The sequence below is a fragment of the Agromyces seonyuensis genome (assembly GCF_009789225.1).
Lineage (GTDB): Bacteria > Actinomycetota > Actinomycetes > Actinomycetales > Microbacteriaceae > Agromyces > Agromyces seonyuensis.
In genome coordinates, this window is sequence record NZ_WSTA01000016.1 from 15,657 (window position 1) to 31,109 (window position 15,453).

General features: G+C 72.1%; 16 protein-coding genes. 6 read left to right on the forward strand and 10 right to left on the reverse strand.

Annotated elements, in window-relative coordinates; all coding sequences use genetic code 11:
* Positions 1-24: 24 nt before the first annotated feature.
* On the reverse strand, positions 25-291 hold the full coding sequence (locus GB864_RS05230) for a hypothetical protein (protein WP_160423292.1): 267 nt from the start codon (positions 289-291) through the stop codon (positions 25-27).
* A gap of 139 nt (positions 292-430) precedes the next feature.
* A complete protein-coding gene (locus tag GB864_RS05235) occupies positions 431-946 on the reverse strand; it encodes an ATP-dependent zinc protease family protein (RefSeq protein ID WP_473808262.1) in 516 nt (171 codons plus the stop codon).
* A gap of 26 nt (positions 947-972) precedes the next feature.
* On the opposite strand from GB864_RS05235, the gene GB864_RS05240 reads away from it, so the two are divergent.
* Both GB864_RS05240 and GB864_RS05245 read left to right on the forward strand, forming a co-directional pair.
* Positions 973-2,163: a RimK family alpha-L-glutamate ligase gene (locus GB864_RS05240; RefSeq protein WP_160423293.1), complete on the forward strand. Its 1,191-nt coding sequence runs from the start codon at positions 973-975 to the stop codon at positions 2,161-2,163.
* Between the two features lie 116 nt (positions 2,164-2,279).
* Complete coding sequence (locus GB864_RS05245; protein WP_160423294.1) at positions 2,280-3,623, forward strand: hypothetical protein; 1,344 nt, start codon at positions 2,280-2,282, stop codon at positions 3,621-3,623.
* Positions 3,624-3,659: 36 nt separating this feature from the next.
* Here GB864_RS05245 and GB864_RS05250 read toward each other — a convergent pair whose 3' ends face one another.
* The 4 genes from GB864_RS05250 to GB864_RS05265 form a co-directional block, all read right to left on the reverse strand.
* The gene (locus GB864_RS05250; RefSeq protein ID WP_160423295.1) at positions 3,660-4,019 is read right to left on the reverse strand and encodes a GntR family transcriptional regulator; all 360 of its coding nucleotides are present in this window, start codon (positions 4,017-4,019) and stop codon (positions 3,660-3,662) included.
* Complete coding sequence (locus GB864_RS05255) at positions 4,016-4,891, reverse strand: hypothetical protein (RefSeq protein ID WP_160423296.1); 876 nt, start codon at positions 4,889-4,891, stop codon at positions 4,016-4,018. The genes GB864_RS05250 and GB864_RS05255 overlap by 4 nt, the downstream gene beginning before the upstream one ends.
* Positions 4,888-5,757, reverse strand: coding sequence for a hypothetical protein (locus GB864_RS05260; RefSeq protein WP_160423297.1), 870 nt, complete (start codon positions 5,755-5,757; stop codon positions 4,888-4,890). Before GB864_RS05260 ends, GB864_RS05255 begins: the two co-directional genes overlap by 4 nt.
* Before the next feature lie 70 nt (positions 5,758-5,827).
* Entirely contained in the window at positions 5,828-6,265 is a 438-nt protein-coding gene (locus GB864_RS05265; protein ID WP_160423298.1) for an Lrp/AsnC family transcriptional regulator, read from the reverse strand.
* A 189-nt stretch (positions 6,266-6,454) separates the two neighbouring features.
* Here GB864_RS05265 and GB864_RS05270 point away from each other — a divergent pair, with 189 nt between their 5' ends.
* On the forward strand, positions 6,455-7,243 hold the full coding sequence (locus GB864_RS05270; RefSeq protein ID WP_160423299.1) for an LLM class F420-dependent oxidoreductase: 789 nt from the start codon (positions 6,455-6,457) through the stop codon (positions 7,241-7,243).
* A gap of 39 nt (positions 7,244-7,282) precedes the next feature.
* On the opposite strand, the gene GB864_RS05275 is transcribed toward GB864_RS05270, so the two are convergent.
* Together GB864_RS05275 and GB864_RS05280 are read right to left on the reverse strand one after the other, a co-directional pair.
* Positions 7,283-8,122, reverse strand: coding sequence for a hypothetical protein (locus GB864_RS05275; RefSeq protein ID WP_160423300.1), 840 nt, complete (start codon positions 8,120-8,122; stop codon positions 7,283-7,285).
* Positions 8,123-8,219: 97 nt separating this feature from the next.
* Complete coding sequence (locus GB864_RS05280; RefSeq protein WP_160423301.1) at positions 8,220-9,014, reverse strand: hypothetical protein; 795 nt, start codon at positions 9,012-9,014, stop codon at positions 8,220-8,222.
* A gap of 370 nt (positions 9,015-9,384) precedes the next feature.
* On the opposite strand from GB864_RS05280, the gene ddaH reads away from it, so the two are divergent.
* Positions 9,385-10,233 (forward strand): dimethylargininase, encoded by an 849-nt coding sequence (gene ddaH / locus GB864_RS05285; RefSeq protein ID WP_160423302.1) that lies wholly within the window; start codon positions 9,385-9,387, stop codon positions 10,231-10,233.
* Positions 10,230-11,471, forward strand: coding sequence for an ornithine--oxo-acid transaminase (gene rocD, locus GB864_RS05290; RefSeq protein WP_160423303.1), 1,242 nt, complete (start codon positions 10,230-10,232; stop codon positions 11,469-11,471). Before ddaH ends, rocD begins: the two co-directional genes overlap by 4 nt.
* Positions 11,472-11,686: 215 nt before the next feature.
* Here the strand turns inward: rocD and GB864_RS05295 are convergent, their stop codons facing one another.
* Entirely contained in the window at positions 11,687-12,511 is an 825-nt protein-coding gene (locus tag GB864_RS05295; protein ID WP_336603882.1) for an alpha/beta hydrolase, read from the reverse strand.
* Between the two features lie 69 nt (positions 12,512-12,580).
* Between GB864_RS05295 and GB864_RS05300 the strand changes: the two genes are divergently transcribed.
* Positions 12,581-14,122 (forward strand): peptide MFS transporter, encoded by a 1,542-nt coding sequence (locus tag GB864_RS05300; RefSeq protein ID WP_160423304.1) that lies wholly within the window; start codon positions 12,581-12,583, stop codon positions 14,120-14,122.
* Between the two features lie 80 nt (positions 14,123-14,202).
* On the opposite strand, the gene GB864_RS05305 is transcribed toward GB864_RS05300, so the two are convergent.
* Positions 14,203-15,426, reverse strand: coding sequence for an ROK family transcriptional regulator (locus GB864_RS05305; RefSeq protein WP_160423305.1), 1,224 nt, complete (start codon positions 15,424-15,426; stop codon positions 14,203-14,205).
* Positions 15,427-15,453 lie beyond the last annotated feature (27 nt).

A 15,453-nucleotide genomic window follows, 5' to 3' on the forward strand; every position in this document is an offset into this window, starting at 1 on the left:
GGATCGCGGTGCCTCGGGACGAGGTCACGGCTTGGTGTAGGAGACCCAGCCCTCCCAGACCTTCCGCGTCGAGAGGTAGATGCACGAGCTCGTCTTGATGTTCTTGTACCCGGAGTACGACGCCTTCCGGACGATCCCCTCCATGGCGCCGAGGCAACTGCTCTTCGTCGACTGCTGGATCCATTCGGTCACCGACGTCGCCGCGACCGCCGGTGCGGCCGCGACCAGGGATCCGCCGACGAGGGCGAGGCCGAGGGCGCTGCCGACGAGCGACTTCTTGAGACGGTTCATTCAATCCTCCGATTCACTGCGATGGACGATGCGTGAGGCGGATGAGGCGCGCGTCGCGCCCGACCCCGGTCCTCGCGCACAATCTCCCACGTTCGCGTCGTCGTTCGCGGGAGCGCCACGGCGCGCGGATCCCGGATCGTCAGGCCCCGCGGTTCGTGCGGCGCACCGTCTTCGGCGCGCGGCCCCCGAGGAACGAGCGCCCCGGGTCGACGAGGAAGCCCTGCCGGAGGGCCTCCCGGCCGATGAGCATCCGGAAGCCCATCTGGTCGCGGTTGGACAGCGAGACCTCGGCGGTCAGGTGCCGGCCGAGCAGCACGACGTCCATGAGCACGACGATGCGCTCCTCGCTGTGGCCCGACGACGAGCGCACGAGGCGCCGGTCGTGCACGGGGCACTCGACCGAGACGGCATCCTCCTCGGAGCCCTGCCACGGCAGGATGCGGAAGCGCACGTGCGGGTCGCCGTCCCGGTCGATCTCTTCCAGGTCGAACGCGTGGATCGCAGAGGAGCGCGCCCCCGTGTCGAGCTTCGCCTTCAGCCAGGGCACGTCGAGGTCGGGCAGGCTCACCCATTCGCGCCAGCCCGCGACCACGGGCGTCGGGACGACGGACTCCGAGGCATCCTGGCCGGTGCTTGAATAGGGGGGCTCGCTCACACCTCCATCATCCCAGGGGCTGAACCATGAAACTTGCGATCCTGTCGCGCGCGCCCCAGGCGTACTCGACGAAGCGTCTCCGCGCCGCGGCGGAGCAGCGGGGTCACACGGTGAAGGTGCTCAACACCCTGCGGTTCGCGATCGACCTGACGGCCGACGAACCCGACCTGCAGTTCCGGGGTCGCCGGCTCAGCGACTACGACGCGATCCTGCCCCGCATCGGCAACTCGATCACGTACTTCGGCACGGCCGTCGTGCGCCAGTTCGAGCAGATGGACGTCTACACGCCGAACACCGCGAACGGCATCGTGAACTCGCGCGACAAGCTCCGCGCGAACCAGATCCTCTCCCGCCACGGCATCGCGATGCCCGCGACGGCGTTCGTGCGCAACCGCGCCGACGTGCGGCCGGCGATCGAGCAGGTCGGCGGCGCTCCCGTCGTCATCAAGCTCCTCGAAGGCACGCAGGGCATCGGCGTCATCCTCGCCCCGACCGTGAAGGTCGCCGAGGCGATCATCGAGACACTGCACTCGACGAAGCAGAACGTCCTCATCCAGTCGTTCGTCTCCGAGAGCAAGGGCCGCGACATCCGCGCGCTCGTCGTCGGCGACCGCGTCGTCGCGGCCATGCGCCGCGTCGCGAACGGCGACGAGTTCCGCTCGAACGTGCACCGCGGCGGCACCGTCGAGCCCGTCGAGCTCGACCCCGCCTACGAGGCTGCCGCCGTGCGGTCGGCCCAGATCATGGGCCTGCGCGTCGCGGGCGTCGACATGCTCGAGGGCAACGACGGACCGCTCGTCATGGAGGTCAACTCGTCGCCCGGCCTGCAGGGCATCGAAGAGGCGACGAAGCTCGACGTGGCGGGCGCGATCATCGACTACATCGGCAACCAGGTCGCGTTCCCCGAGATCGACGTGCGCCAGCGCCTCACCGTCTCGACGGGGTACGGCGTCGCCGAACTGCTCGTGCACACGAACGCCGACCTCGTCGGCAAGACGATCGGCGAATCGGGCCTCTGGGACCGCGACATCACGGTGCTCACGCTGCACCGCGGCAGCTCGGTCATCCCGAACCCGCGCAAGGGGGTGCTGCTCGAGTCGGGCGACCGCCTGCTCTGCTTCGGCAAGCTCGAGGAGATGCGCTCGATGATCCCCGAGCGCCGTCGTCGCCGACCGAAGGTGCGCAAGCTCCCGAAGCAGCCGCTCCCCGAGGACTGAGCCGCTGCAATCGTCGGTCCAGGCGCGAAGCGCCTCGAGACCCGCATGAGGATGCCTCGTGCTCCGGCATCCACAGGCGGAACGGCCGATCGTGTCCGCCGTGGCAGGCTTGCCCGGTGATCCGCATCTCCACGTCGCCCTTCGCCCGCTCGATCGGGCTCGTCGCCGGCGGCTCGCTGGCGGTCGGACTCGTCTCGCTGCGTTTCGACGACGAGTACGACGACGTCCCCGGCTGGGTCTACATCGCCGCGGGCTTCGCGTTCATGTTCGCGGTCCTGTGGACGGTCCTGAAGCTCATGTACCCAGTGCTCGAGTGGGACCCGGAGCAGGGGCTCGTGCGCCTCGGCGGCCGCACGGTTCCGCTCGCGAGCGTGACCCGGGCCACGCGCAGCGTGTCGAACGCGGCCGCGTCCTACCTGACCTACCGGTTCCACTCGAGCGAGGGGCCGTCCGCGCGGGTGCTCGTCGCCGGTCGTCCGCTGCGCGGACTCGCGCCGGAGCAGCTCCAGGAGCTCGCGAAGTTCGTCGCCGCGCTGCCCGTGCCCGACACTGGGCTGAGCGCCCGGCAGGACCTGCTCGCGAGCGACCTGCAGACCAACGTCGGAGCGGGCGCGGTCTCGCCGGCGGCGCTCCTCGCCGAGCTCGGCGCGATCCTCGAGGGAACGGGCGAGGCCGTTCCCGAGGGCGTCGCCGCGGCCGTCTCCGCGAGCGGCCGTCCCGCCCCCGAGTTCATGCGGCCGGTCGTCGTCGATGGCCTGCCCGAGCTCACCGGCGCCCGCCTCGTCTCGATGCCGCAGGCGCAGGGGCTCGCCGAGCGCTGGGCGGCCGATGACGAGGATGCCGCGCGCCTCCTGCTCGCACGCTTCGCCGGGCAGATCCGCACCGTGCGCACGATCCGCGTCCTGAACTGGATCTCGTTCGTCCTTTCCAGCTCCGGTCTCGTGATCGGCATCGTGCAGACCGCGACCGAGGGCATCCCGTGGGCGTTCCTCCTGCTGCCCCTGTGGCCCGTGCTCTGGTTCTCCTCGACCGTCGCGCACGACCGGCTCGACGACGGCGTGCGGGCGACGGGCCGGGAGTGGCTCGCGGCCGGCGACGACGCCCGTCGGGCGCGCGGTCTCGCGACCCCGTTCATCGGCGCCTTCGAATCGCGCTCCTGGCGAGCGAAGTTCTGGCTCTCCTACAGCGGCATCGTGCTCGCGACCCTCCTGGTCATCGCGGGCATCGCCCTCATCGCCATCGAGCCCCTCTTCGCATTCGCCGGGATCGGCGTGCTCGTGCTCGCCGCCGCGGCGGCGACCGCGGGCGGGGTCGGGCTGTGGCTGAAGGGCGTCGGATCGGCCGAGGCGGCGACGGAGCTCGTGCGCCTGCTCGCGCTGCGGCTCGACCCGCCGGCCCTCGTCGAGGAGCCGCCGGGGAGCGCCCCCGTCGCGGCTGCAGCGCCTCTCCCGACGGTCTGAACCGCCTTCCGGGTCTCGCGTCGCCCGGCGGCCGCCTCAGCGGCCGAGCGCGGCCCGGATGTAGGCGAGCGCCTCGTCGGCGCTGAGCCCGAGACGATCGACGAGCGTCGCGTAGTCGGCGGCGGCGGTTTTCGCCCGACGCTCGGCGGGGTCGCCCAGCGCGGCGACGAAGGTGCCCGCGCGGCCGCGCGTCTCGATGACCCCGTCGGCCTCGAGCGCCTTGTACGCCTTCGCGACGGTGTTGACGGCGAGGTCGAGGTCGGCCGCGAGGGCCCGCACGGTCGGCAGCTTCGCGCCTGCGGCGAGCCGCTCGCCGCGCACGGCGTCGACGATCTGCACGCGGATCTGCTCGAACGGCGGCAGCACGCCCTCGGGGTTGACGGTGATGGTGATCATGCGGCGGTCCCCTTGCGCGGGTGCAGTCGCTCCACGGAACTGCGGCCCGTCGGGCGGATCGTGAAGGCGACGACGGCGGCGATGCCGAGCGCGACGGACGCCACGACGTACCCCGTGACCGCCGCGTCGCCGAAGAGCGTCCGGATGATGTCCGGTGCCCAGAAGGCGAGCACCGGCATGGCGAAGAGACCCGGCACCACGAAGAGGTTGTCGAGCGCGATGGCCCGGAGGCCGTCGTCCCAGCGGAGTTCGAGCTCGTTGCGGGCGCGGCGAGGAAGATGCGCGAGGCGCTCGGCGAGCAGTTCGACCGCGACGAGCGATCCGATGGCGGCGAGGGCGAACACGGCCGGGAGCACCTGGTCGAGTCCGGCGAACAGGCCGGCGGCGGCGAGCAGGGCGGCGCCGAGCACCAGCAATCGGAACAGCAGCACGGAGCGCGGGTCCGTGTAGTCGGACCGGCTGAGCGGCTCGACGCGTGCGACCCGGGGCAGCGCCGGGTCGAGGTGGAACCCGTGGACCGTGGTCGAGATCGCGAGCCCGACGAACGTGCACGCGCCGGGGACGTACGCGCACCAGTGCACGAACTCGGTCGGTGCGGGGTGGCCGGCGAGGGCGGCGATGAGCAGCGGCGGGAGGACGAGGGCGATGCCGATCGCGGCGCCCAGGATCGGCCCGCGACGCATCCGCTCGAGCCGGTCGTCGAGCCGGCCGAACTGCTCCTCGTCGATGGGCAGCTGCAGCCGCCGCCACAGGCGCTCGATCGCACGGGCTCGCTGCGCGGCCGTGAATCCGACGGACTGCCGGACGAGCTGGAACGCCATGAGCGGGGCCATGAGCCCCACGAACGTCAGGTAGTTGGTCGTCGCGCTCATGACCCGGCCCCCTCGAAGGCCTCCGGGTGCAGTCGACGCAGCGCCGCGCGCCCCGGCGGCCGGGCCGTGAAGACGACCAGGCCGACCAGCGCGACCACGGCGAGCACGAGATAGACGATCGAGTCGAAGACGGAGGCCCCGGCCGTCCCGATCATCGGCAGCCCGCCGACCACGAGCCCGGTGGCGCCGACGAGCGCGGGCACCCCGAAGAGTCCGTTGAGCGCGACCGCACGGAGACCGTCGTCCCAGCGGAGCTCCTCCTCGGTGCGCGCGTGCTGGGGGCGCCGTGCGAGCGCTGCGGCGAGGAGTTCCGTGCCGACGAGCAGCCCGATGGCGGCGAGGGCGAGGGCCGCCCGCAGGGTCGCGGCCGGTTCCGGGGACCAGAGCAGGAGCGCGGCGATCGCGACGACGGCGACCCCGACGCGTGCGCCGACGACGACGAGCGGTTCGAGGTAGTCGGCGGCCTGCCGGGCCTCGAGCCGTGCGACGCGGGGCGACGACGGGTCGAGCTCGAAGCCGGCGGCGGCGCTGCCGACGGCGAGCCCGGCGAGGGCACCCGCCATCGTGAAGTAGAAGAGGGGCAGGAAGAACAGGTACGACTCCCCTGCCTGCACCGCGACGGGGATGCCCGCGACCCAGCCGACCGCGGTGCCGATGATGGCAGCGCGCCGGAGCCGCGCCGCGCGCTCGAAGAGGCGAACCCTGATATCGCGGGACGTGTCGAGCCCGAGCCGGACGGCGAGCCGTTCGATCGCCCGCTGTTGCCCGAGCGGGCGGAACCCGATTGCGCCGCGGATCACGCCGATTCCGCCCATGGGGCCGAGCACGAGCGCGACGACGAGCGAAGCCAGTTGCGGGGCATCCATCGGCACCTCCCGGACGAGTTCTGTAGCAGCAATTGTCGCACGAGGCATCCGGCGCGTCAAGGAAAGCGGTTCAGTCGCGGGGGCGGTTCACCAGTCGGGAGAGCACGATCGCGGAGCGCGTGTGGTCGACGTTCGGGGCGATGCGCACGCGTTCGAGCGCGTCCTCCAGGGTCGAGATGTCGCGGGCGCGCATCTGCAGCACCGCATCGGCGTCGCCCGTGATCGTGCCCGCGTAGACGACCTCGGGCACGTCCTGCAGGATGCGTCGGAGCTCGTCGGGCGCGACCGTGCCGCGGCAGAACAGCTCGACCCACGCCTCGGTGCCCATGCCGTCGACCGCCGGGTCGACCTGGATCGTGAAGGAGCGGATGACGCCGTCGGCGACGAGGCGGTCGACGCGGCGCTTCACGGCCGAGGCGGAGAGGCCTACCTGCGTGCCGATGGCGCCGTAGGACGCGCGCGCGTTCTGCCGCAGGCGGTCGAGGATCGCGCGATCGAGCTTGTCCATGCGGGAAGCATAGGGAAGATGTTGTGTCGAACACCGACCTCGCGCGTGAACGCTGCGTTTCGCAATCAGCCTGTGATGGAAACGCGAAACCGGGGCGCACGCTTCGTGCGCCGCCGCATCCGCCCCCGACGCGCCTCGTCTGCCGTGGCGGGTTGCATACCCGCCGGGGCCCGGTTCTAGGGTGGGGGGATGGCCAGCACGCCCCGCATCGCCGTCCAGCTCCAGCCCCAGCACGCCGAGTACGGCGCGATCCGCGACGCGGTGCTCCGCGCCGAGGACCTCGGCGTCGATCTCGTCTTCAACTGGGACCACTTCTTCCCGCTCTCCGGCGATCCGGACGGCAAGCACTTCGAGGCGTGGACCATGCTCGGCGCCTGGGCGGAGCAGACGGAGCGCGTCGAGTTCGGCACGCTCGTCAACTGCAACGGGTACCGCAACGCCGATCTCCAGGCCGACATGGCGCGCACCCTCGACCACATCTCGGCGAAGGGCACCGGCACGGGCCGCTTCATCTTCGGTACCGGCTCCGGCTGGTTCGAGCGGGACTACGACGAGTACGGCTACGAGTTCGGCTCGGTCGGCACTCGACTCGACCTGCTCGCCGAGTCGCTGCCGCGCATCGAGGCGCGCTGGGCGGAGCTCAACCCGGCGCCGACCCGCAGGATCCCGGTGCTCATCGGCGGCAAGGGCGAGCAGAAGACCCTGAAGCTCGTCGCGAAGCACGCCGACATCTGGCACAGCTACGTCGGCCCCGACGACATGCCGCACAAGCTCGACGTGCTGAAGCAATGGGGCGAGAAGGTCGGCCGCGACACTGGCGAGGTCACGATCTCGAGCGAGCTCGGCCGCAAGGGCGACGCGGAACGCGCCGACGAGCTCTACCAGCTGGGAGCACGCCTCTTCACGGTCGCCGTCTCCGGGCCCGACTACGACCTCGAGCCCGTCCGCTTCTGGCTGCGCTGGCGCGACGCGCACTGACGCGTACCGACGCGAACCGTTGCCGATCCGGCGGGCGGCTCAGTTCCGCACGTAGAGGTGGAACGCGCCGTCGCGTCGCCAGCGGACATCCGTCTGGCGCCCGTCGATCGAGAACGAGAGCCGCAGCGCACCGTCGTCGAGGAACTCGCCGATGCTCTGCGCGCACGTGAAGAAGTCGGAGCCCTCGGGCGTGCGCACCATGAGGCAGAGTTCGGTGCGACGCATGGCGACGTAGCCCGTCCACCCGCTCGGGTCGGTGTAGAGCAGGCGGAAGCTCGCCGGCTCCAGGGCCGGCGGCGGATCCGCGGGCACGTCATCGTCGGTCTGCTCGCGAGCGAAGACGTTGAGGGCGCGGGTCGTCTGCGCCGGTCGCTCGCTCGACCTCGGATCCACCGTCTCGTCGGTCTCCGCTGCGGCGCCGGCGAGGTCATCCGGCCCGAGTTCGACGGCGACGCCGGCGTCCTCGCCCCCGGCGCCGTCCTCGGCCCGGCTGAAGAACGACGCCCCGGCGACCACGGCGAAGCCGGCCGCGACGGCGACCGCGCCGATCAGGATGCGCCGTCGGCGGACTCCTCCTGCGGGCTCCTCCGCCCGAGCATCGCCGGTCTGCAGCAGCAGCGGGTCGCCGAAGACGTCGGGGGTGCGGACCGCGGCGGGGCGTTCGCCGAACGGCTCCTCGCCCTCCGACTCGGCCGAGACGCGGGTCGTCGCGACGTCGTCCGTCGCCTCGGGGGTCGTGTCGTCGCGTCGCCGGAGTTCGGCACGGGCGGCGGCGCGGAGCGCGTCCTCCGTGCCCGACCCCCACGCGAGCCGTTCGAGGTCGCGTCGATCCGTCGACCCGAGCTCCGGCTCCGGTTCGTCCGATTCGTCGTCGGGCATCCTCGCCATCCTGCATCCCCTCCGGCTCGGGCGCCGCACGCATCAGCGTGGCCCTGGAGGCGCGCGGCCGCCAGAGCGGGGTGGACGGGCTGCTCGCTCAGCCGTCGCGGTGGGAGAATTCGACCGAGCCGTCGACCTTCCACGTGGCGCCGGTGACGCCGCTGCCGTCGTCCCAGTAGACGTCGATGCGGCCGGCGTCGAGGAACGTGGGCGTGTCGGGCCAGCAGTTCGTCCCGGCCGCGGTGTCGCTCACCACGATGAGGCAGATCGAGTCGGCGCTCGCCGCATCGATCGTCGCGGATCTGCCCGCATACGCCGCGAGCTCGCCGTCCGCCGAGAGCAGGCGGAGGGTGGCGGCATCCATCTCGCCGACCGCGGCGAGGTCGCGCGACGCGTCGGGGAGATCGGCGGGGATCTGCTGGCGGACGAAGACGTCCAGGGCGATCGGCTCCGGCTCGCTCGCGGGTGGTGAAGCCGCGGGGCTCGGTGCATCGGTCACCGCGACGGTGGTCTCGTCGTCGCGGACGAGCAGGGAGACCGAGACCGCGACGACGGCGAGCGCCGCGACGACCGAGAGCAGCGCGAAGCCGACGGCTCGTCCCCGGTTCGGCGGTTCCTCAGCAGGCACGTCGTCGGGCTCCGCGGCGGAGTACGTCCGACCGGCACCCGGTTCGTCGAACTCGTGGGGGAACGGGACGCCACGCGTCGTCACGAGGTCGCGGCGCGGGGCGGCCAGCGCCGCGAGTTCGGCACGGGCCGCGTCGCGCTCGGCGTCGTCGGCGTCGCTGCCCCACGCGACCCGCTCGAGCTCGCGACGATGAGCCGGATCCGGCTCCGCGGGCTCCGCGGGAACGGCGTCGGCGTCGGGGTCCGGGTTCGGGCGGTCGGACATGCGGCTCCGTTCGGTTCGGCGCAATCGTACGAGGACGGGGAACGGCCGTTCGCGGCAGGGTGCACCGACGTTCTGCGTCCTCGCGGCAGGTGATCGTCATCCTGCCCCATCGGCGGCCCCGCTGCGCGGATGGTGCGCCAGCAGCGCGGGAGGCAGCCCTGCAACCCACCGGGCGGTGCGCCCGGCGAGCGATCGACGCGCCGAACATTGCAGTCAAAGAGCGAGAACGCACGGATGCTGCGCGTGATGCGAAACGAAAGCGCGGCTGTTGCGCGCACACTGGAAGCGGCGTCTCACGTGGTGAGGCTCGAATCCGAGCGACCTGGTCCGCCCCAGCCGCTGCATCGCAGCCGACCAGCCAGGAGTCGACATGACGCTGACCCAGCCGACCGCCCGCCCCGCCGAAGGCCGTACGCCGAGCCCCCGCCGCATCCTGATGTGCCGCCCCGAGCGCTTCACCGTGCGCTACTCGATCAACCCGTGGATGCATCCCGACCGGCCGACCGACACCGAGCGCGCACTCGCCCAGTGGCGGACCCTCGTCGAGGCCTACGAGCAGCTCGGGTTCGAGATCGAGTACATCGAGCCCCTCGAGCACACGCCCGACATGGTCTACGCGGCCAACGGCGGCTTCGTGCTCGACGGCATCGCCTACGGCGCGAAGTTCGCCCACCCCGAGCGCGCCGACGAAGGCCCCGCCTACCTCGAGCGCCTCGGCGAGCTCGGCTACCGGATGCACGCCGCCGTCGAGACGAACGAGGGCGAGGGCGACTTCCTCCTCGTCGGCGACGCGATCCTCGCCGGTCACGGCTTCCGCAGCGACGCGAGCTCCCACGACGAGATCGCGGAGCTCTTCGGTCGTGAGGTCGTGCCGCTCCGGCTCGTCGACCCGAGCTTCTACCACCTCGACACCGCGCTCGCCGTGCTCGACCCGACGCCGGGCCGCGAGCACATCGCCTACCTCCCGAGCGCTTTCGACGAGGCATCCCGGACCGTGCTCGCCGAGCGCTACCCCGACGCGATCATCGTCGCCGAGGAGGATGCCGCGGTGTTCGGCCTCAACGCGTTCGGCAACGGCCGCGACATCGTGATCGCCGCGCAGGCGACCGGCTTCGCGGCCCAGCTGGAGGCCGCCGGCTACCGTCCGATCGGCGTCGACCTGTCCGAGCTCCTGCTCGGCGGCGGCGGCGTCAAGTGCTGCACCCTGGAGCTCCGATGAACCTCGACACCGCCCTGCCCGCCGAGACCGACGCCACGCGAGCGGCGATCGCGGTCGAGGATGCCTCGCTCGCGCACAACTACCACCCGCTGCCGGTCGTCATCGACCGGGGCGAGGGCGCCTGGGTGTTCGACGTCGACGGCCGCCGCTACCTCGACTGCCTCGCCGCGTACAGCGCGGTGAACTTCGGCCACGGCAACGAGCGCCTGCTCGCCGTGGCGCGGGCGCAGCTCGACCGCCTCACCCTCACGAGCCGCGCGTTCCGCAACGACCGCCTCGGGCCGTTCGCGTCGGCGCTCGCCGAGCTCGCCGGCAAGGACATGGTCCTGCCGATGAACACGGGCGCCGAGGCCGTCGAGTCCGGCATCAAGGTCGCCCGTGCGTGGGGCTACCGCGTCAAGGGCGTGCCCGAGGGCCGCGCGAACATCATCGTGATGGCGGGCAACTTCCACGGCCGCACGACCACGATCGTCTCCTTCAGCGACGACCCCGACGCCCGCGACGGCTTCGGCCCCTACACGCCGGGCTTCCGCACGGTGCCCTACGGCGACGCGGCCGCGGTCGAGGCCGCGATCGACGCCGACACGGTCGCGGTGCTCGTCGAGCCGATCCAGGGCGAGGCCGGCGTCGTCGTTCCGCCCGCCGAATTCCTGCCGCGGCTGCGCGAACTCTGCGACGAGCACCGCGTGCTGCTCGTCGCCGACGAGATCCAGTCGGGCCTCGGCCGGACCGGCGCGACCTTCGCGTGCGACCGGGTCGGCGTCGTGCCCGACCTCTACCTGCTCGGCAAGGCGCTCGGCGGCGGCATCGTGCCGGTCTCCGCGGTCGTGGGGAATGCCGACGTGCTCGGCGTGCTGCGCCCCGGCGAGCACGGTTCGACGTTCGGCGGCAACCCGCTCGCGGCGGCCGTCGGCCACGAGGTCGTCGAGCTCCTCGCCGAGGGGGAGATGCAGGAGCGCGCCCGCATGCTCGGCGAGCGGTTGCGCACCCGGCTCGACGCGCTCGTCGGCCACGGCGTGACCGCGGTCCGCACCGCGGGGCTCTGGGCGGGCATCGACATCGACCCCGCCGTCGCGACGGCCCGCGAGGTCTGCGAGCGGCTGCTCGCCGACGGCATCCTCGCGAAGGACACCCACGGGCAGACGGTGCGGCTCGCGCCGCCCATCGTCATCGAGGCGGCCGACCTCGACTGGGCGATCGACCGGCTCGAGGCGGCGCTCGCCCCGTCGGTCGAGTAGGGAGCGCAGCGGGCGTATCGAGACCGGCTCACGAGGTCTCGATACGCTCCTTCGTCGCTACTCGACCGGCGGGGGCAGCATCGAGGGCGACGTTCCCCGTCGGTCGAGTAGGGAGCGCAGCGAGCGAATCGAGACCGGCTCACGAGGTCTCGATACGCTCCTTCGTCGCTACTCGACCGGCGAGGGCAGTATCGAGACCGGCGGGCGGCTCGTCGCTACGGGACCGGCGTTCGAGCCGTCACCCGGCTCGCGAAGGCGAGCGCGCGCGCCAGGGCCAGCTCGGCGACCTCGGGCCCGGCCTCGCGCCACCGGTGGCCGGCGCCGGGGTGGACGTCGAACTCGACGTCCACCCCGGCGCGACGGAGCGCTTCGGCGAACGACTCGGACTGTGCGAGCGGCACCGGCACGTCGCGGTCGCCGGCGGCCAGGTGGAACGGCGGCGCGTCCGGGTGGACGTGGTCCACCGGGCTCGCCGCACGAGCGGCCTCGGGCATCGCCGACACGGCGCCGCCGATCCAGCGCGCCTCGGCCGATTCGGGGTCGTCGAAGATCCCGCGGGCGCGCGTGAGCGCCTCGAGGTCGTGCGGGCCGTACCAGTCGACGACGCCGACGACGCCGCGCTCCCGGATGCCCGCCCCGAGGCCGAGCAGGGCGGAGATCGTGCCGCCCGCCGACTCGCCCCAGAGCACGATTCGGTCGGGGTCGAGGCTGTGCACGTCGGCGTCCGCCCGCAGCCGGTCGATCGCCGCCGAGACGTCATCGAGCTGGGCCGGGAAGCGCGCCTCGCCGCTCAGCCGGTAATCGACCGACGCGACCGCGAACCCGGCGGCGGCGATGCGGGCGAACCCGTCTTCGGGCGGTGCGCCGAACCCGCGGCGGTCGCCCCACTGCCACCCGCCGCCGTGCATGAACACGACGAGCGGGTGCCGCCCGCCCGTCTCGGCCGGAGGCGCGGCCGGCAGGTGCAGGTCGAGGCTGAGCGGACGGAACCCCTCGCGCTCGAGATAGACGAGATCGAGGATGCTCCGGTGCGCGTTCACCCGCCCAACCTAGCGGCGGGCGAGCGGCGGCCCGTGACGCCCGCCACGGTGCCCGCTAGGCTCCACCCCATGAGCGGTTCGGGGGGACCGTCGACGCCGGGCGAAGCGCCGGAGTCGAGCGGGTCGGCAGCGGGGCAGTCGGGGCAGACCGGTCAGGGCACGGCGGTGAGCGGCGAGCACCATCGCACGTTCTTCGGCCAGCCGTGGTCGCTCGTGCACATCTTCGGGGTGGAGGCGTGGGAGCGGTTCAGCTTCTACGGCATGCAGGTCGTGATGACCTACTACCTCTACTTCTCGATCGCCGAGGGCGGGCTGGGACTTCCGCAGGCGACCGCGGTCGGCATCATCGGCGCCTACGGCGGATCGGTCTACCTCTCGACCATCCTCGGCGCGTGGATCGCCGACCGCGTGCTCGGCTCGGAACGCACCCTGTTCTACAGCGCGATCGTGATCATGCTCGGACACATCGCCCTCGCGATCATCCCCGGCTTCGGCGGCGTGATCTCGGGCCTCATCCTCGTCGCCGTCGGCAGCGGCGGGCTCAAGGCCAATGCCACCTCGGTGGTCGGCACGCTCTACGCGCCCGACGACACGCGACGCGACGCCGGCTTCTCGCTGTTCTACCTCGGCATCAACCTCGGCGCGTTCTTCGGCCCGATCATCACGGGCTTCCTCCGCGTCAACGTCGGCTTCCACTGGGCGTTCGGCGCCGCCGCCATCGGCATGGCGCTCGGTCTGCTGCAGTACTCCTTCGGTCGCAAGGCACTGCCGCCCGAGGCATCCGTCATTCCGAACCCGTTGCCGCGCTCGCGCTACGGGCTGTTCATCGGCATCGCCCTCGCCGGCATCGCCGTCATCCTCGTGCTCGTCTTCACCGGCGTCATCACGGCGGGCAACCTCTCCGCCGTCGTCGCCCTCGTCACCGTCGTCGCCGCGATCGCCTACTTCGCGGTCATCCTCACGTCGAAGGCGATCACGAAGATCGAGCGTTCGCGCGTCTTCGGTTTCATCCCGCTGTTCATCACGAGCGTGGCGTTCTGGTCGCTCTACCAGCAGCAGTTCACCGTCGTGCCCGTCTACGCGGAGAGCCGCCTGGACCGCGAGATCTTCGGCTGGGAGATGCCGCCGGACTGGGTGCAGTCCATCAACCCGGTGTTCATCATCATCCTGTCGGGCGTGTTCGCGGCGCTCTGGACGAAGCTCGGCTCACGACAGCCGTCGACGCCCGTGAAGTTCGGCATCGGCACCGTCATCATGGGCCTGGCGTTCTTCCTGTTCCTCCCGTTCGCGGGCGGCGGACCGAACTCGACGCCGCTCATCGCGATGGTGGGCATCCTGCTCGTCTTCACGATCGCCGAACTGCTCGTCTCGCCCGTCGGTCTCTCGGTCACGACGAAGCTCGCACCCGAGCGCTTCCACACGCAGATGGTGGCGCTGTTCTTCCTCTCGGTCGCGCTCGGGACCTCGATCTCCGGCTGGCTCGCCCAGTTCTACAACGCTGAGGACGAGGTGGCGTACTTCTCGATCATCGGCGGCATCGCCGTGGTGCTCGGCGTGCTCCTGCTGCTCGTGACGAAGCCCGTGCTGAAGCTCATGCAGGGCGTTCGCTGAGCCGTCGGGGGAACTGACGAGGATGCCTCGCGGCATCCGCTCGAGGATGCCCGAGCCGGCCCGGGATGCCGCGCGGGGCGTCAGCCGAAGACGCCGGTGAGGCGCTCTTCGAGCACGCGACCGCGCGCATCCGCCCGTGCGCCGACGAACACGCCCTCGGGGCCGGACTCGGCGACGAGGATCGGCGGGATGTCTTCGAGCGACGCCCCGGCCAGCACCGGCCGGTTCGCGTTGAAGCCGCGCACGATGTCCTCGCGCAGCCGCCCCCAGGCGCCGCCGAGCACGATCGCCGACGGGTCGAGGGTCATGGCGAGCAACTGCAGCGCGCGCCCGATCCACATCGAGGCGTCGAGCCACGCCCACTTCGCCCGGTCGTCGCCCGCGTGCACGAGGGCGACGAACTCGTCGAGCGCGGCCTCCCGGCCGAACTCGAGGGCGACGTCCGCGAGACCGGCGCGCTCCAGGATCGCGTCGGGTCCGGCGACGGTCGTGAGGCAGCCGCGCTGACCGCAGCCGCAGCGGATGCCGTCGTAGTCGATGGGGAGGTGGGCGAGATCGCCCGCGAGGCCGTGCCCGCCGTCGACGAGCCGGCCGCGCGCGATGATCGCGCTGGAGATGCCGCCGTGGTCGCCGATGTAGAGCAGGTCCTCGACCTGCGGAAGATTCTCGCGCTCCGCGAGGCCCGCGGCGCGCCCCGCCGTCTCGAGCCGGATCTCGCCGGGCAGCATGGCGACGAGGGAGCCGAGGAAGTCGAGCCGCTCGCGGAGCCCGGCGAGCACGTCGACGGTGCCCCAGCCGAACGCCGTGTCCGACACCACGAGCTGCGGCTCGCCCGCGACGGTCGCCGGCACCACCAGGACGACGTCGGCGATGGTGCCGTCCTCGCGGTCGACCTGACCGAGCGCGCGGCGGAGCACGGTCGCCACGACGTCGAGGACGTGGTCGTAGTCGCCGGGATCGCCGTACGGCTCTACGAAGCGGGAATGTTCATCGCCGTCGAGGCCCGCGACCGTCGCCACGGCCGTCATCGACCCGAGCACGATCGTCACGAGCCGGCCGTGGCGTCCGACGAGGGACACGTCGCGGCTGCCCGAGACCGTCTCGACGAGGCCGGTCGCCTCGAGGATCGGCACGAGCGCCGACACGCGCTGCCGGGACAGCCCGCTCGCCTCGGCGAGTCCGGTGCGCGTCGCCGGCCCGGCGATCGCCAGGTGCGTCAGCAGCCGGCGCGCCTCGGCCCGACGCACATCGTCGAGTGTCGCGATGGGTGCGGAAACGTCGCTGATCGAGTCCCCCGAGCTCATTGGCTCAGTGTGGCACAGCGCGGGGTC

What these genes read in the sequence shown, in the direction of transcription:
- GB864_RS05230 (WP_160423292.1), bottom strand. Translation starts at nt 291, where the DNA reads ATGAACCGTCTCAAGAAGTCGCTCGTCGGCAGCGCCCTCGGCCTCGCC.
- GB864_RS05240 (WP_160423293.1), top strand. Translation starts at nt 973, where the DNA reads ATGAAACTTGCGATCCTGTCGCGCGCGCCCCAGGCGTACTCGACGAAG.
- GB864_RS05250 (WP_160423295.1), bottom strand. Translation starts at nt 4,019, where the DNA reads ATGATCACCATCACCGTCAACCCCGAGGGCGTGCTGCCGCCGTTCGAG.
- GB864_RS05255 (WP_160423296.1), bottom strand. Translation starts at nt 4,891, where the DNA reads ATGAGCGCGACGACCAACTACCTGACGTTCGTGGGGCTCATGGCCCCG.
- GB864_RS05260 (WP_160423297.1), bottom strand. Translation starts at nt 5,757, where the DNA reads ATGGATGCCCCGCAACTGGCTTCGCTCGTCGTCGCGCTCGTGCTCGGC.
- GB864_RS05265 (WP_160423298.1), bottom strand. Translation starts at nt 6,265, where the DNA reads ATGGACAAGCTCGATCGCGCGATCCTCGACCGCCTGCGGCAGAACGCG.
- GB864_RS05270 (WP_160423299.1), top strand. Translation starts at nt 6,455, where the DNA reads ATGGCCAGCACGCCCCGCATCGCCGTCCAGCTCCAGCCCCAGCACGCC.
- GB864_RS05275 (WP_160423300.1), bottom strand. Translation starts at nt 8,122, where the DNA reads ATGCCCGACGACGAATCGGACGAACCGGAGCCGGAGCTCGGGTCGACG.
- GB864_RS05280 (WP_160423301.1), bottom strand. Translation starts at nt 9,014, where the DNA reads ATGTCCGACCGCCCGAACCCGGACCCCGACGCCGACGCCGTTCCCGCG.
- ddaH (WP_160423302.1), top strand. Translation starts at nt 9,385, where the DNA reads ATGACGCTGACCCAGCCGACCGCCCGCCCCGCCGAAGGCCGTACGCCG.
- rocD (WP_160423303.1), top strand. Translation starts at nt 10,230, where the DNA reads ATGAACCTCGACACCGCCCTGCCCGCCGAGACCGACGCCACGCGAGCG.
- GB864_RS05300 (WP_160423304.1), top strand. Translation starts at nt 12,581, where the DNA reads ATGAGCGGTTCGGGGGGACCGTCGACGCCGGGCGAAGCGCCGGAGTCG.
- GB864_RS05305 (WP_160423305.1), bottom strand. Translation starts at nt 15,426, where the DNA reads ATGAGCTCGGGGGACTCGATCAGCGACGTTTCCGCACCCATCGCGACA.